The sequence below is a fragment of the Planktotalea sp. genome (assembly GCF_965659345.1).
Classification (GTDB): domain Bacteria; phylum Pseudomonadota; class Alphaproteobacteria; order Rhodobacterales; family Rhodobacteraceae; genus Planktotalea.
This window is the reverse complement of sequence record NZ_CBFHVK010000034.1, coordinates 1-15066: the sequence shown is the minus strand read 5'-3', so window position 1 is coordinate 15066 and position 15066 is coordinate 1. Positions and strand designations below refer to the sequence as shown.

At 52.0% G+C, this 15066-nt stretch carries 11 protein-coding genes; 7 read left to right on the top strand and 4 right to left on the bottom strand.

Annotated features, from left to right (window positions below):
* Nucleotides 1–204: 204 nt before the first annotated feature.
* The 3 genes from ACTG3Z_RS16960 to ACTG3Z_RS16950 all read right to left on the bottom strand — a co-directional run bounded on the left by ACTG3Z_RS16960 (nt 205) and on the right by ACTG3Z_RS16950 (nt 5191).
* Nucleotides 205–903 (bottom strand): hypothetical protein, encoded by a 699-nt coding sequence (locus ACTG3Z_RS16960; RefSeq protein ID WP_439144191.1) that lies wholly within the window; start codon nt 901–903, stop codon nt 205–207.
* An 86-nt stretch (nt 904–989) separates the two neighbouring features.
* Nucleotides 990–4049 (bottom strand): AAA family ATPase, encoded by a 3060-nt coding sequence (locus ACTG3Z_RS16955; RefSeq protein WP_439144190.1) that lies wholly within the window; start codon nt 4047–4049, stop codon nt 990–992.
* Nucleotides 4049–5191, bottom strand: coding sequence for an exonuclease SbcCD subunit D (locus ACTG3Z_RS16950; protein WP_439144189.1), 1143 nt, complete (start codon nt 5189–5191; stop codon nt 4049–4051). The genes ACTG3Z_RS16955 and ACTG3Z_RS16950 overlap by 1 nt, the downstream gene beginning before the upstream one ends.
* Before the next feature lie 73 nt (nt 5192–5264).
* Here ACTG3Z_RS16950 and ACTG3Z_RS16945 point away from each other — a divergent pair, with 73 nt between their 5' ends.
* The 5 genes from ACTG3Z_RS16945 to ACTG3Z_RS16925 all read left to right on the top strand — a co-directional run bounded on the left by ACTG3Z_RS16945 (nt 5265) and on the right by ACTG3Z_RS16925 (nt 10803).
* Nucleotides 5265–6083: a WYL domain-containing protein gene (locus ACTG3Z_RS16945; RefSeq protein WP_439144188.1), complete on the top strand. Its 819-nt coding sequence runs from the start codon at nt 5265–5267 to the stop codon at nt 6081–6083.
* Entirely contained in the window at nt 6073–6315 is a 243-nt protein-coding gene (locus tag ACTG3Z_RS16940; RefSeq protein WP_439144187.1) for a WGR domain-containing protein, read from the top strand. Before ACTG3Z_RS16945 ends, ACTG3Z_RS16940 begins: the two co-directional genes overlap by 11 nt.
* 11 nt (nt 6316–6326) lie before the next feature.
* Entirely contained in the window at nt 6327–7754 is a 1428-nt protein-coding gene (locus ACTG3Z_RS16935; protein ID WP_439144186.1) for a phospholipase effector Tle1 domain-containing protein, read from the top strand.
* 131 nt (nt 7755–7885) lie between these two features.
* Nucleotides 7886–9832 carry an ATP-dependent nuclease gene (locus tag ACTG3Z_RS16930; protein ID WP_439144185.1) on the top strand — a complete coding sequence of 649 codons (1947 nt, stop codon included), beginning with the start codon at nt 7886–7888 and terminating at the stop codon, nt 9830–9832.
* Nucleotides 9833–9894: 62 nt separating this feature from the next.
* Complete coding sequence (locus tag ACTG3Z_RS16925; protein ID WP_439144184.1) at nt 9895–10803, top strand: hypothetical protein; 909 nt, start codon at nt 9895–9897, stop codon at nt 10801–10803.
* Nucleotides 10804–11001: 198 nt separating this feature from the next.
* Here the strand turns inward: ACTG3Z_RS16925 and ACTG3Z_RS16920 are convergent, their stop codons facing one another.
* Complete coding sequence (locus ACTG3Z_RS16920; protein ID WP_439144183.1) at nt 11002–11634, bottom strand: LysE family translocator; 633 nt, start codon at nt 11632–11634, stop codon at nt 11002–11004.
* Between the two features lie 500 nt (nt 11635–12134).
* On the opposite strand from ACTG3Z_RS16920, the gene ACTG3Z_RS16915 reads away from it, so the two are divergent.
* Both ACTG3Z_RS16915 and exaC read left to right on the top strand, forming a co-directional pair.
* Nucleotides 12135–13091: a helix-turn-helix domain-containing protein gene (locus ACTG3Z_RS16915; protein ID WP_009807929.1), complete on the top strand. Its 957-nt coding sequence runs from the start codon at nt 12135–12137 to the stop codon at nt 13089–13091.
* A 126-nt stretch (nt 13092–13217) separates the two neighbouring features.
* Nucleotides 13218–14741, top strand: a complete 1524-nt coding sequence (gene exaC / locus ACTG3Z_RS16910; RefSeq protein WP_009807928.1) for an acetaldehyde dehydrogenase ExaC — start codon at nt 13218–13220, stop codon at nt 14739–14741.
* Nucleotides 14742–15066 lie beyond the last annotated feature (325 nt).

Sequence of the window (15066 nt, the reverse complement as noted above, 5' to 3'; positions counted from 1 at the left end):
CGTTTGGTATCCTTTGTGTCTTTTGAGACTGGATACGAGAATTCACTAAATACAACATAATGACTATTATGCGAATTTGATCATCTGATAAAAATATCAAACGAGCCCCCTACTTCGAGTTAGTAGTAGCGACATGATCTACCACGGACGCCGCCATCGATCACTCAAATTGAACAAAGTGATCCTTGTCTGAAGTGGAGAATTCTACTGTGTCTCTTGCCAAAACTTACCACTGAAGTTGTTCAATCCCAATGTATGCTGATCTGTAACGGCTTGAAAGGAGGTGGGAATCTTACTTCCATCTCCTCCCTCTTTGAAATAATCCCTCACCGAAAAGAGCGCCAAGTCCTTTAAGTACTCCCATTCCCGGGACAATGCGTCTTGCAGATCCTGTTTTTGTTTTGCCGCACTAGGCTTCCTTTTAGGGCGTGTGAAGGTGTAATCGGGACGCGGTTTGAACTGATGGTGAAATTCGATACGGTCGTAAGACCACGGGTCATCAACGGAATGGCGCCATTTGTACGAAACGCTGACCCGCAGCTCATTGCTAAAGTGAAGTGGCCAGTGGATATGATCATCAACATAGAACAACTCACCATCCTTGACCTCTCTCTTCACCCGAGCCTTCATCTGAGTAAGGGCGGATGAAAGGTTACTTCCCGCGCGCAATGCTTCAAACCTTTTGCGATCACGCTTTTTGGCTGACTTAGCCTCAGCAAGCTCCCTGAGAGATAACTCGAACTTATGGAGCTCCGTTGCCAGATAGGATCCACAACCAGAAAGAACTAGCTGATGAAGTCCCGCTGCGTGCTCATTCTGCAAAGCTTGATCGATGAGTCTATTAAACTCACGCTCATCAATGTTCGCGATGGCTGTCTTCTCTCTGTCACTGAGATTAATCACGTATTTTCCTTCGGAATTGTTGCTCTAAACGGAAGTCTTCATAATGCGTTGCCTTTTCGCTTGGCACAAAAACCTTCTCGTTGTTGTTAAGCCCCACTTGACCGGGCATGAATGTGTGATCCACTTGGCGTCACCTCAATATCAAAACCCTCCGTGATCAGGTTTTTCACTTGTTCCGTATGGGAAATTAGACCAACAGCGCGCATCTCTCCAGTTAGCGAACAAAGCGTCTCAAGCGCTGTATCCAGTGTTTCCTGATCCAACGTGCCGAACCCTTCATCAATGAAGATTGCGTCCAATTTTATACCCCCGCTATTTTGTTGAACTACGTCTGAAAGACCCAATGCTAGCGCAAGTGAGGCTTGAAATCCTTCGCCACCCGAAAGGCTAGCGGTTGATCGGGATTTCTCTGTGTTGGCATCAAATACAGCGATATCAAGACCACGTTTAGACCGGCCACCCGTCTTCTCAACTGGACGATGAAGTTGGAACCGATGATTGGTCATCGGACCCAAACGTTGATTGGATGCATCCAATATTTCATCAAACATTGCAGCGATTGCAAAATCTGGCAGCCTCACTTTCAGATCATTATCGCCATTGACGAGACCCGCAATCTCGCCAAGTGGAGCATATTTTTCCTCCAGGCCCGCAATCTTTGCAGAAAGCGCGGCGACCGTTGCAAGCACTTCGTTCTTGCGCGCAAGTTCAGAAGTCAATTTCGCCTGCTCAGATCGACCGCTGTCCAATTCATCTGTGCACGCTTTGGCAGCTACCTTAAGGGCCTCAATGTCAGGGTGTTCCTGATCCCCAATCTCCGCTATCAGCCGCTCCAACCGGTCCTTGTTTGACGCTATCTGATTGGTATGAAGTTGGACTGCCGTTTCAAGTTCCTCCAGGCGAGCAACATCAGACTTTCCAGATTGATAGCCCTCATCACTCAGTTTAGATGCCGCCAAACTCTTTGAAAGTTCTTCTTCCGCCTGCTTTGATGCAATTTCCACCTTGGACAAGGTTGTAACGGCGTTGCGCTGACCCTCTTTCGCAGACGCCAATTGGAGGGCTGCATTTTTCTCGGCATCAATCGCGGACGTGTTTTCCTGCTCAAGGCGGGACTGCTCGGCGCGCGCCGTCGACAAGCCCTTCGTCAGTGCGGGCAGATTTCGCCATTCTTCAGGCACTTCTGCAAGTGTTGTTGTCAATGCGGTCTGCGCGTTAGACATCGCTTGCTTTTGCAAACCAACCGCTTTTGATGCTTCTTCGCGGGCTTTCAAGGCGTCATTTGACGCGCTTTCGGCTTTAGCGAGACGATCCGCCAATTCGTTGAACCGCATGTCACTTTCCAGCATTTGTTTTGTATCCCTTGCGGTCTCCAACAAAGGCTCAAGAGTCTCACGGCTGCGTTCTGGCTTTGTCAGCCCATCAAGTTCTTGCTGGCGCTCAGCCAAGATGGCTTCGCCTGTAGTGACAAGCCCTTTCGCCGCGCGCTCTTGTTCTGCCGCCGCATTGCGCAATTGCTCTGCCGCTTCAAAATTTTCATGGCGCCCAAGACGTTCCGGGTCACCTGTTGCCGGATCTGGGTGCTCCGTGGATCCACACGCCGGACAAGGTTCGCCCGCGCTTAGTTTTCGGGCGACATGCAGGGCCTGAATGTCGGTCAGTTCCTGCTCCGCCCTCGAAAACGCCTCCTGACATACCGTCAGATAGGAGTCCGCTTTTTTGTGGTCTTCAATCAGTGATGCGAGATTTGTCGCTTGTTGATCCCTCTTCAACAAACAGGCATCGAACCGGCCTGTTATCTCCGCCTCACGTTCGAGTGCTGCTAAACTTGTTGTTGCATCGCTGATCTCCTTTGTATGAACAGGCAGTGCTCGTTGAAGCGTCTTAATGTTATCAAGTTCATTCTTAGTCGCTGCCTCTGCGTCCTTAGCGTCAATCTCGGCAGCTTCAGCATTCTGTTGTGCTATCGTAGCCTCGTCCACCGGACCTTGCAGTGAAGCCGCTTTTTCTAAAATACCTTCCCAGCGTTTGAGTTTTTGAAACATTGCAGCAGCTTCTTCGCGCTGCGGTTTTTGTTTTGCTACCCGCCCGAGTTCTGCGATGGCGGAATCATGCGCTGTTGAGGCTAAGCCGAGTGCAGTATCGGCGTCTGTCTTAAGTTTTGACGCATCTACCAAATCTTGCTTTGCGCGATCGCGAAGCGTTTCAGCAGGAAGAACCGATTGTGCAGCACGAGCAACTGAAACACGGGTCTGATATGCCTTGATTGTCTCTGTGTTCGACTTCAGCTCACCTTCGTCCTTCTTGGCGTCGGACAGAGAAGTGAATTTAGCGAACAGCGTTTCCCCTTCGGTTAGAGCCTTTTGATGGGTGGCTGCTTGCGTTGCTAGGGCACTTAGCTTTTCACCGAGTTCACCGATGGATTTGTCGCGTGAAGCAATGTCATCTTTGAGCTCTTGTTCCGTCAAGCCCTCAAGTTTTGTCTCCCTGACAAGACGCTCATCCTTGATTTCACGATGCATGTTCGCAGCTTGAGTGCGGATTTTTTGCATGAAGTTTTCGTAGAGAGATACATCGAACAACCGTTTTAAGATTGGCGCACGATCATCTGAATTCGCCGTAAGAATTTTTCGGAACTCACCTTGTGGCAGCAGGACGATTTGCCTAAACTGAGCGGCATCATAGCCAAGCAAATCCCTGATCATCGGATCAACGAGACTCGTTTTCTTCTCCGACAGTATCTCGCCGGAACTATCTTGGGTGATCTGATCTAAAGTCAGTCCGGTCGCATCAAACAGATAGGCTTCATGCGCCTGTGAGGTCGTACCTTCCCCACGGTTGGAGGCGCGCTCCTGTCTGGGAATGCGGCGAACAACATAGCGTTTCTCACCAAGATCAAAAACCAGCTCGACCTCGGTAATCTCTCTGGGGTCCGCATAATCAGAAAGCATGTCATCAGAAGCTCTTTCAGCGCCCGATGACTGCCCAAAGAGAGCAAATGCAATTCCATCAAAAATGGTAGTTTTTCCCGCACCAGTATCCCCATAAATGCCAAAAATTCCGGCGTCGAGCGCAGCCGTGAAGTCAACAACTTCCCTTCCGGCGTAAGGACCAAAGGCGTTTAGCGTGAGGCGAATGGGCCGCATTACACTTCCTCCCGAACCGGTTGATCGACAATTTTCGTAACCACGCCAGTCTCAGCTTCGTTGGGTTTCTCGCCGCGCACAAACTCAACAAATTCGCTTATGACACCCATCGGATCGTCTAGTTTCGAATGCGCCCGACCCGCACTTGCATGAACCAGTTCGCGTTTTTTCTCGCGCAAGGTCTGCAAAATATTCGGATAGTACGGCCGCAGTTGCGCAGCTGGCTCTACCACCGAACCTTCATCAAGAAGAATGGCGCTGATGTAGTCTTCACTTGGAGCGTTCTCTGCCTCAACGACCAGGTCGGCCATCAGGCCCTTGACCTCCCTGACCTTCCGCAGTGGTTCAAACGCAATCTCTCTGAAATCCTCAAGGCTGCCATCAGCGGCCAGATCAAACAGGGTCATGGTCTTTGTGGTGTCAGCCTCATCAAAGCCAAAAGCTAAAGGTGATCCGCTGTAACGAATGCTCTCTTTTCCTGCGGTTTGAGGTCGGTGCAAGTGCCCAAGCGCCACATAGTCAGCACCATCAAAGAGACTACTGGAGACAGTCTCGACTGTACCGACCGATAATGTGCGTTCAGTCTCACTGGGAAGACCACCTGTTACAAACGCGTGCGCAACGATTACCCATCGGGCACCTTCAGGCTTTAGCGCGCGCGCCGCATCCACCTCTCGCCACAATACGTCCTCGGGTGACTTGATAGTTTCATCTTCAAATGTGCGCCGCGCTGCAAATATTTCGCCATATGGAAGCGCCGAAAAAGCGACGGGACCATGATCATCATCCAAGACAATTGGGCGTTCATCCCGCTCCAATGTCCCTCGTATCAGAATGCGATTTCGATCATAGAGCTTGGTCGGGCCAGCAAGCCTTTGTCCCGAATCGTGATTGCCTGCAATAATGACAATCGCCGCATCGGTTTCCACATAGACGCGCTCAATGAAATTACAAAACAGCGCTACAGCGGCCTCAGATGGTGCCTGCTTGTCATATATGTCGCCTGCGACGATCAAAACCTGAATGTCGTTCTCGACAACAGCGTGGAATATTTGATCTAAAACATGCCTCTGATCTTCCATCAGCGACACCTTCCGAAAAGTCTTTCCAAGGTGCCAATCTGCCGTGTGAAGGATTCGCATGTTATACTCCGTTACTTTTTGCACGTGTAATTTTTATATGGACAATTATTGAGAGTCAAGCTAGTGCTTACGAATGGCATTTGAAGATTTGAAATACGCACAGAGAAACCGATTGGAGTATCTGGACCGACTGTTCTTTTGGAACGGTGCGGCGACACGTGCGTCACTCATTCAACAGTTCGGGATTTCGAATGCGCAGGCCGCTTTGGATTTTCGCGCCTATCTAAAAGAACTTGGTGATGATGCTCTCATCTACGACGCGACCTCACGCCAATATCTTGCTCAGAAGGGTTTTCAGCGGCTGACTGGACCTGCTGCAACGTCCGAACTTTTGGAGTTCTTTGAAAGCGAGACACGATCAATCTATGACGAGTTCCCTGACCTTCAACGTTCCCAAAATGTACATGCGTTCTTGCCGCTTTATCGAGCCATCCGAGCAGGTCAATCGGTAGAGATAGTCTATCAATCTATGCGCGATCCTGAACCGGAAACCCGCATGATTGCACCCTCGCGCTTTGTCTCTGATGGTGTCCGATTGCACGTTCGCGCCTATTGCTTCACGCGCAAACAATTCCGCGACTTCATCCCCTCTCGCATTGATCTTGAATTGTCGTTTCTCAAATCATCAGTAGCTGAAGATGTCCCTCGGGATGATGAATGGTTCACTTGGTCAGTCTTGGAACTACGGCCTCATAAACGATTGGCCGCCTCTCAACAGAGAGTTGTTCGAACCGAGTTTGGTTTCACAGAGGACGTCTTGGAAATCCGAATTCGCCAGGCCCTCGAATTTTATACCACGCGACGCTGGGGACTCGATCAAGAGTTTCCTCGACTTGAATGCCTGACGATCAAACACGTTCCCATGACCAAGGAGGAGATCGATGCAAATTGACATGAAACGCGTTGATCCCGAACTTAACATGGATCGATTTTACTGTGTTGAGCTGACTAAGGACCTCTTTGGTGATCACGGCATACATCGCCAGTGGGGCCGCAGCGGCTCTTGGGGGCGCATTCGTAACGATTGGTTTGATACCAAACAGGAGGCGCAGCGCGCCATGTCCAAACTGATCAATGACAAAGTCACGCGCGGATACGCAATCAATCCACCATTCAGCGAGTAAGGACCTAACCAATGCCAAAGAACATCCTCATTTTTTCAGACGGGACTGGGCAAGTTGGTGGACTACGTCCTGATCAACGCCTCTCAAATATCTACAAAATGTATAGGGCAATGAGGCCCGGCCCATCGTCTCCGATCAAACCCTCAGATCAGGTATGTTTTTATGATGCAGGCCTTGGCGCTGGCGAAATTGGAGGTCTAACGCTTCAACGTATCAGGAACGTCCTGTCGTCTGCCGTAGGGACCGGTATCGATGAAAATGTCATAGATTGTTATGAAAAAATTATCTCGTACTACGAGCCTGGCGATCGCATCCTGCTCTTTGGTTTTTCGCGTGGCGCTTACACCGTGCGGGCCGTCGCAAATGTGATGAACCTTTGCGGTATTCCGACAAAGATGCCCGACGGCACGGCTGTCCCTCGACATGGTGAGAGGCTCCGTAAGATTGCAAGCGATGCAGTCAATTACGTCTACAATCATGGCAACGGATATTCGCGCGGCCAAAAACCTTATTTTGAGCGGCGTGAGGAATTGGGCCGACGGTTCCGTCAAAAGTACACAAGCTTTGTCCCCGACGTTGACGAGGACGTGCAAGGAAACGTGCAGCCAACATTTATTGGTGTCTTTGATACTGTTGCAGCACTTGGGAACGCTGTGGTGGGGTATCTGGCTGCATTCGCCTTCGTAGCGCTTCTGGCACTCATCGGAAGCCTTATCTACGCCTCGGCACATTGGCTCTGGTGGACACCTCCTGCTGTAATGTCCGGGATTGTTCTTTTCTGGTACGCCAAGCTTAGATGGTCTCAGTTCAAGTACTTCTCGCCGGATGAAAACAAGCCACTCAAGCTGCGTAATTTACGGGACTGGCCTCAGATCTGGAAATATGGCCACCGTGCAGTTTGGAATCGCGAAAACTACGACAAGTGGTTGGACTCCGATGTAGGATTTGCACGGCATGCGCTTGCCATCGACGAACATCGTCGCGATTTCCCAAGGGTGAAATGGGCAATGCACGCTGAGGAAAAGAAGACGGCCGGAAGAGAACCCAAGTGGCTCAAGCAGGTCTGGTTCGCGGGTTGCCACAGCGATATCGGTGGAAGCTATCTCGAGCCAGAATCCCGACTGAGCGACATTACTATCGACTGGATGCTTGAAGAGTTGCGTGAATGTGTTCCCAGTATTCAAATCAACGAAAGTCAGTTGGTGACTTCACCTGATCCCTTAGGGATGCAACATGAAGAGACATTCTTGTTCAAGCTAGGCCCAATCGAGAAACGCTGGCCTGCTAAGCCAAGGATGGTCGGCCAAGATTTCCCGCTCCATCCTACGGTTATCGAGCGTTTGGAGGCTGGAGCCGTTTCGCACTTAGGAGAGATGAAGCCATACAGGCCCGAACAGCTCAAGGAACACAAAGAGACATGCAAGTATTTTGCTAGTTAATTTTATTGAATCTGAACCGCCGCCAAGTATCACATGAATGCTTTCACTCATGAAAGTTACTAGTAAGGCTAGCTGAGCTCCCTGTGTTAAAGCGGCAGAACTTTTGAAAAAATCAAATTGTGGTGTGCAGAATGGCAGAAAACAGATCGAAGTTAACACGCATGTTTGTACGGAACATAGGCTGCATTGGAGACAGTGGCGTTAGCATAGCGCTCGACGATGTTGTGTGTGTCGTTGGCCGAAATAATTCTGGAAAGTCGACTCTCCTGCGCGCTTACGAACTCGCACAAGGCAGCGAGAAGTTCGACTGGTCACGCGATCGCTGCGCTAATGCGTCTGATGATCAACCTTCAGAGGTAATCCTTGAGATCCATATCCCGGAGGGTATCGGCAACATCGGGGAAGAGTGGAAAGAGGTGAGAGACGAGCTTCGCATCCTCACCAGCCGCTGGCAGTGGTGGAACGATAACGTCGGAGATGGCAAGCTCTTTCCAATCAGACAAACTCGCAAGCCCGGTCAACCCGAAGAAGAAAATGACGGCTTCGCAGAGGACGGCAAAGCCGGCGGTGCCGATAACGTTTTCAAGTCCCGCCTGCCGCAACCAGTCAGAATTGGCTCTCGCGGCGATCCTGCTGAAGCCGAAAAGGCACTCATGAAGCTGGTGCTTGAACCGGTCGGCACCGCGCTCTCGAATGCAGCTGCGGACGCGAATACCGCACTTGCTCAGGCAGTCGTTCAGCTGAACGCTGGGGTTGAGGGGATCGTTGAAGAACAAAAGGCGCAATTCAGCGCCGCTGTCTCGGAAGTCGAGCAGGGTTTTACAAGCGTTTTTCCCGGCCTCTCGGTCAACCTGGATGTCCAAGCTGCCCCTCCGAAATTTGACGCAGCCAAGCTGATTTCCGATGGATCAGGTCTGCGCGTCACAGATGGTGGGGCCGTGGTCCAACTTTCCCAGCAAGGAGCGGGTGCACAGCGTGCTCTGTTCTGGACAATGCTTCAGGTCCGCAACCGGCTCGTTAACGACAAGAAGCTTCGCGTGGACACGGTAAAGATTCTGGAGAAAGAACTGGTGAAGGCCAAAAAGGATCCAGATGGGGTGAAAGAGATCCAAGCTAGTATCGACTCGATTGAGGCCGGTGGTGCCCTGCCCGAAAACGCGGACGACCCCGCCTTGCCAGGCTACATCCTGCTGATCGATGAACCAGAAAACGCCCTTCATCCTCTTGCCGCCCGTGCGGCGCAACGACAACTATACCAGCTTGCTGGGCAGCCTGAATGGCAGGTCATGATGACCACGCACTCACCCCTTTTCGTTAATCCTGCCATGGACCACACGACAATTCTCCGGCTTGAACGCGAAGGTGAAGGAGATGGTCTCAGCCCTAAGACTTTTAGAACAGATGAAGCAGGTTTTGCCGCGGATGAAAAAGAAAGCTTGAAAGCTATTCAAGAGATGGATCCAACCTTCTGCGAAGTGTTCTTCGGCACATACCCGATACTGGTTGAAGGCGACACCGAACACGCCGCTTTCATCGCGGCGGTAGTCGAAGTCGGGCATGAACTCATCGATCAGGTCACGATCATCAAGGCGCGCGGCAAACCACAAATAAGAGCAGTTATGAAAATGCTCATTCACTTCCGAAAGGACTTCGGAGTGTTGCATGACTGCGACTGGCCCTACGGGAAAGAGGGTAAGCGAAACAACGACGGCAAACTCGCCAAGTCTAGTTCTTGGGCGCACAACGCGGAGATCCGCAAGTTAGTCAACAAAGCGAAGAAGCTCGGAGTCGGTGTGGCCCATGAAGTCAGCATTCCTGACTTCGAACGTCGTATTGGCTTGCCTCGAGGAACCGCCGGCAAGCCCTTTGAAGCTTACCTTGCAATAAAGGACGATGACGAGACTAAGAAGAAGGTCCAAATAGTGCTACAGAGCCTCAAAAAGCCATCATTTTCCAAAAAAGATGAAGAGCAGGAGTGCGACGCGGACGCTTTCGTCAACGAGCTTCTGCAGCAACTCTCCGAACTAGCTGCAAAGGAAAAATGGGATGATGCTTTCCGCCTCGGCGACCTGGCCTAGGCAGCTCAAATTACAGACTGCTCGGAAATAGATGACAACTTTAAAGGCAAGGCCCCGTTTCATTGAACGAGATTGAAAAAGAAGTCATAATATTGAACGCCGGATGCCATCTGATCGATGACATGTTGAACTATAACATGATGGTGGCGGAGTGGTCACCTACGTGGAGCAACATCTTGTTCCGAACCGGGGCACACTCGCGTATGTTTAACATCCTATTGGGCGATTTCTTATCGATTCCCAATCCCAAGAAGGGTGGTCTGTTACCGTTCAACCTCCCTGCCCCTTCAATCGACGGCGACGGCTCCCATCGGACATACCTGCATTTTTTAAAATCAGTATGTGACAAGCCAAGACTTGCACCAGCGAGTGCCAATCTGCGTGAAGCGGTTGAGGCCTTTGCGAACTGGCTAGGGGGGTATACCGTTGTTGAAAAAGTTTGGTTTTCATCCATGAATCTTGAGTTGGATATGAAGATCCAACGCATCAAGGCCCTGAAGATGACCGGAGACATCGGGAAGCATAACTTCACTCGGTTAGAGGGTGTGGTGAAAAATTTCCAATCAACACTCAAATTAAATGGCCATAATAAGACGATGGAAGAATGCTACCTGGCCCTACCGGAGTTCCAAGAATGGTTCTACGACCACGCATTTGTTTATCAATCCAGTCAAATCGCCGAGTTCTTGAGTGCCATAATCTGGGAGATCCACATCTATCTCAAGCCGGAATACGATCGCTCAGCAGTGCGGTGGTTTGACGAGAACATGTCCATGGAGATGTATAAATTCGTGCCACCTACTGAGCTTAATCAGCCATTCGCGAAGGCCATGCACTGGGATCTCTTGAATATGATACAACGGAAACCTTATCTGCCTCGCTTCACAGCAGGTGACAATATGAAATCCGAACTTCGAAAAGCTGCTAAAGCTCTGAATGACGAACTAAACAATGAGCTTTGCAGCAAATGACGAACATGAGTAACTTCGAGATGCGCACCAGATTTACGCACCAAACTAGTACGTTGATTTCATGAGTTTCTGTGTCTGGTGCAAATATCATGCAATTTGTTCCAAGATCACCGAAGCGGCCGTTCATGCAAAGCGCAGCTAACGGCAGGAACGAGCCCAAAGTCACCGATGCTGCGCCTTGTATGAATGTCCGCTTCTTTACCGCCTGTCTAAAGCGAGGTTCACGCCGAGCGCGACAAGGATGCTGCCACCCAATCTGTTTGCGATGCGGTTTGCAGACCCTGACGCCTTAAAGATGGATGTGATTTTATCAGCCAGGATCACGCAGATTGCGTCAGCGCTTGAGAACATCACGTTTACTACTGTCCCTAGGATGAGCAATTGAAGCCAGATGGGGAAAGCGGCACTTGGGTCTGCAAATTGCGGTAAGAAGGCAACGTAGAAAATCGCGGTCTTGGGATTCAATACTTCAACTGAGACGCTTTCCCAAAAAGCCCGTTTTGCGCTTTTTTGCTCTACTGATACTGGCTCGGAGCCATCGCCAGACTTGGCCAAGAACATCGTGATACCGAGCCAAACCAAGTAAGCTGCGCCAGCAAGTTTCAAAGCGAGATACAGGGGTGGGATTGCTTGGAACAGGATTGCAAGCCCAACCGCTGCTGCAAAAACATGAACGTAACCACCAATATGAATACCAAGCGCGGCAAACCAACCTGCGCGTCGCCCACGGGCAATCGTTTGCGCCGCCGCATAGAGTGTCGATGGGCCGGGCATGTAAGCGAAGATGCTTGTGGCAACCACAAAAGCGATTAGGAGTTCAAATGAGGGCATAGGTTCTACTCGCAGTCTGTTTATCGCTAAATGTTACACACTAAGACTGAACAATCCCAGTGTAGATGATCCAGAGCAGACGTTGCAGTTGGCAGAACAAACGGCGGGATTGTCCCGCTCAGCCGTCTCTGGGGCACATCGCCATGAACGTCGGCTTTGTCAATTCATCCCTGAAGCGCCACGGCCGCTTTGGGCTGGGAGCGGTCATTAGACGCGTTTCGGACGAACGGCAGCAAAGGGCCGCGAGTGCCGACACCTCCAACGCTCCCGGCGCCAGGTGTTCTGCACCGCCGCAAGTCGGCTTTGAGCCCAGTTTGACGAATGATGCAACTTGCACCAATGACCGCTTTGCTCGACCTGCCGATCACCCGCCAACATCCCACAAGGAGTGCCAAGAAGACCGCGCCATTTTGCGGCTATCATTTCCACGACTTTCGAATGGTGCAAAGCGCTGAGGGATTTGCTATGGTTCAGACCTGTCTTAGGAAGGTGTTTAAGTGATGGGACGAACCCGACATGCCGACAAAATTATCGAGGTGACCCAGTCTTCTTCTGCCGCCGCCCGGTCGCAGGTCGCAGCAAGTTGGCACCGCTCTGCCCTGAAATACGGGTTAGACCCGGATGAAACCCGCGCTCCGGAGCGGGTCGAACAAGCCGACCTCGAAAATAGACGGGCCGCGCTTGAACGGTTCATGATTGTCGCCTCTCCACGGTTGGACACACTCTTTTCGCTTGTTGGACAGTCCGGTTGTGCCGTTTTGCTGACTGACGCAGAGGGCATTGTGCTAGACCAACGGATGTCGGACGGGGACACCTCTGCGTTCGAGGCATGGGGCCTGGCAGCCGGATCGAATTGGAGTGAAGCCCATCAAGGCACGAATGGTATCGGAACCTGCCTGACCGAAAACCGCCGCGTCATTGTCGACCGCGATGAACACTTTTTTGCACGCAACACCGGCATGAGTTGCATCGACGCGCCCATCTATGGCGCAGACGGATCCCTGGTGGCAGCGCTTGACGTTTCCTCAGCCCGGGCCGATCAAACCGAAGCGTTCAACCGCTTGATCAGCGCGCAGGTCGGGCAAACCGCCCGCGCTATCGAAGAAGCCTATTTTCGCGCGGCTTATACTTCCTCTCGTATTATCGTAGCTGACGGCGATGATTGTGAAGCTGCGGTCTTGCTGGCGGTGGATCGTGATGACCTTGTTGTAGGCGCAACCCGTGCTGCGCGAAGTATCTTCGGTTTACAACGAACCGGCACGATATCTGCACGGCCTGCTGCGGACATCCTCGGGCGAGAAGATGGCCCAACCGGATTTCAGAAAGCCGAACGCGCTGCTGTGGTGCGCGCCCTCGCACGGGCTGATGGCAACGTGTCACAAGCAGCGCGGCAACTTGGTGTCGGGCGTGCCACACTGTACCGTCGTATGAAACGGCTGGGCCTGAACGAAAGTTGACCGAAGCTGTCTCACTCCTGAGACACAACCCCGCAACATTCGATTTCGCCCTGATGACCCCTCCGGAAACTTGCCCCTAGATGCCTCCAGCCTTGGTGGAGGACCGAGGCATATTGGAGGAAAATTATGAAAGATCTTACGCACACAGAGGCGGGAACATACACGTCGCCGTTCAAAACCAAATACGGGAACTTCATTGGCGGCGCATTCGTAGAGCCTGTGAACGGGCGCTACTTTGAAAACGTCACGCCGATCACTAACGAGAAAATCAACGACATCCCGCGCTCCGACGCGGCTGATGTCGAACTGGCACTGGATGCCGCCCACGCCGCCAAGGAAGCATGGGGCAAGACATCTGCGACAGATCGCGCCAATCTGCTGATGAAAGTGGCCGACGCGATTGAAGACAACCTCGACCTACTGGCGCAGGCTGAAACATGGGACAACGGCAAGCCGATCCGCGAAACCGTAAACGCCGACATCCCGCTCGCTGCGGATCACTTCCGCTATTTTGCCAGCATCCTGCGCGGCCAGGAAGGTCACATGAGCGAGATCGACGCCGACACGGTCGCCTACCACTATCACGAACCCCTCGGCGTCGTTGGCCAGATCATTCCATGGAACTTCTCGATCCTGATGGCCGCATGGAAACTGGCACCGGCATTGGCAGCAGGCAACTGCATCGTCCTGAAACCCGCTGAACAAACGCCAGCCGCCATTCTGGTGCTTGCCGAAATCATCAACCCGATCCTGCCAGCCGGTGTGTTGAACATCGTCAACGGCTATGGCGCAGAGGTCGGCGCAGCACTGGCGACATCCAAACGCATAGCCAAGATCGCGTTCACAGGGTCCACCGCGACGGGCCGCACCATCATGAAAGCGGCGACAGAAAACCTGATTCCGGTCACACTGGAACTCGGCGGGAAATCCCCCAACGTGTTCTTTTCCGACATCATGGCAGAAGATGATGCGTTCTTTGACAAAGCCATCGAAGGCTTCGTTCTGTTCGCCTTCAACCAGGGCGAGGTCTGCACCTGTCCGTCCCGTGCGCTGGTTCAGGAAGACATCTACGAGCCCTTCATGGAACGCGTTATCGAACGGGTAAAGGCCATCAAACACGGTGACCCACGTGACCCCGAAACCATGGTCGGCGCGCAAGCCAGTGTCGCCCAGCAGGAAAAGATCCTGTCCTACTTCACCATCGGTCGCGAAGAAGGCGCCGAGGTTCTGATCGGCGGCGAAGCGGCCAAATTTGACGGTGAACTGGCGGGTGGCAACTACATCCAGCCAACCATCTTCAAGGGTGACAACTCCATGCGGGTGTTCCAGGAAGAAATCTTCGGGCCGGTCGTGTCCGTGACGACGTTCAAGGACGAAGCCGAAGCTTTGGCGATTGCCAATGACACCATGTACGGGCTTGGCGCCGGCGTCTGGTCGCGTGACATGAACACCTGCTACCGCATGGGGCGCGCGATCGAAGCGGGTCGCGTTTGGGTGAACAACTATCACGCTTACCCTGCACACGCTGCATTTGGTGGCTACAAGCAGTCCGGCATCGGTCGCGAAAACCACAAAATGATGTTGGATCATTACCAGCAGACCAAGAACATGCTTGTCAGCTATAATCCAAACAAGCTGGGCTTTTTCTAGGTTTTTTTCAGCCCCCGCCTTTGTGCGGGGGCTGTCTCTACGATTATTTTGATCGTGCTGTCTCGCGCCCGAAAACAGGGTTCCGATCTTCATTTTGGCCTTTGTGATCAGGATGCTCCGCTCCTCAGACGTGAGGGTTCTGTCTGGACTATCCGTGCAGCAGCGTTTCAATCAGTCGTCTCGAAGTCAGTTCGACCCTTCACTCGAAGTCGTGTTTCACAAGGCATCGATAAGAGAAACTCACCGATTTTGAATCCCGAATGGAAATTCGGAACTTTTAGGAGAAGCCATTGGCGCACCCGCAGCGAACGACAGCAAAGTCCGC

Excerpts from the sequence above, each read along its gene's own strand:
- ACTG3Z_RS16945 (WP_439144188.1), top strand. The coding sequence starts at position 5,265 with ATGGCATTTGAAGATTTGAAATACGCACAGAGAAACCGATTGGAGTAT.
- ACTG3Z_RS16920 (WP_439144183.1), bottom strand. The coding sequence starts at position 11,634 with ATGCCCTCATTTGAACTCCTAATCGCTTTTGTGGTTGCCACAAGCATC.
- exaC (WP_009807928.1), top strand. The coding sequence starts at position 13,218 with ATGAAAGATCTTACGCACACAGAGGCGGGAACATACACGTCGCCGTTC.
- ACTG3Z_RS16915 (WP_009807929.1), top strand. The coding sequence starts at position 12,135 with ATGGGACGAACCCGACATGCCGACAAAATTATCGAGGTGACCCAGTCT.
- ACTG3Z_RS16935 (WP_439144186.1), top strand. The coding sequence starts at position 6,327 with ATGCCAAAGAACATCCTCATTTTTTCAGACGGGACTGGGCAAGTTGGT.
- ACTG3Z_RS16930 (WP_439144185.1), top strand. The coding sequence starts at position 7,886 with ATGGCAGAAAACAGATCGAAGTTAACACGCATGTTTGTACGGAACATA.
- ACTG3Z_RS16955 (WP_439144190.1), bottom strand. The coding sequence starts at position 4,049 with ATGCGGCCCATTCGCCTCACGCTAAACGCCTTTGGTCCTTACGCCGGA.
- ACTG3Z_RS16950 (WP_439144189.1), bottom strand. The coding sequence starts at position 5,191 with ATGCGAATCCTTCACACGGCAGATTGGCACCTTGGAAAGACTTTTCGG.
- ACTG3Z_RS16940 (WP_439144187.1), top strand. The coding sequence starts at position 6,073 with ATGCAAATTGACATGAAACGCGTTGATCCCGAACTTAACATGGATCGA.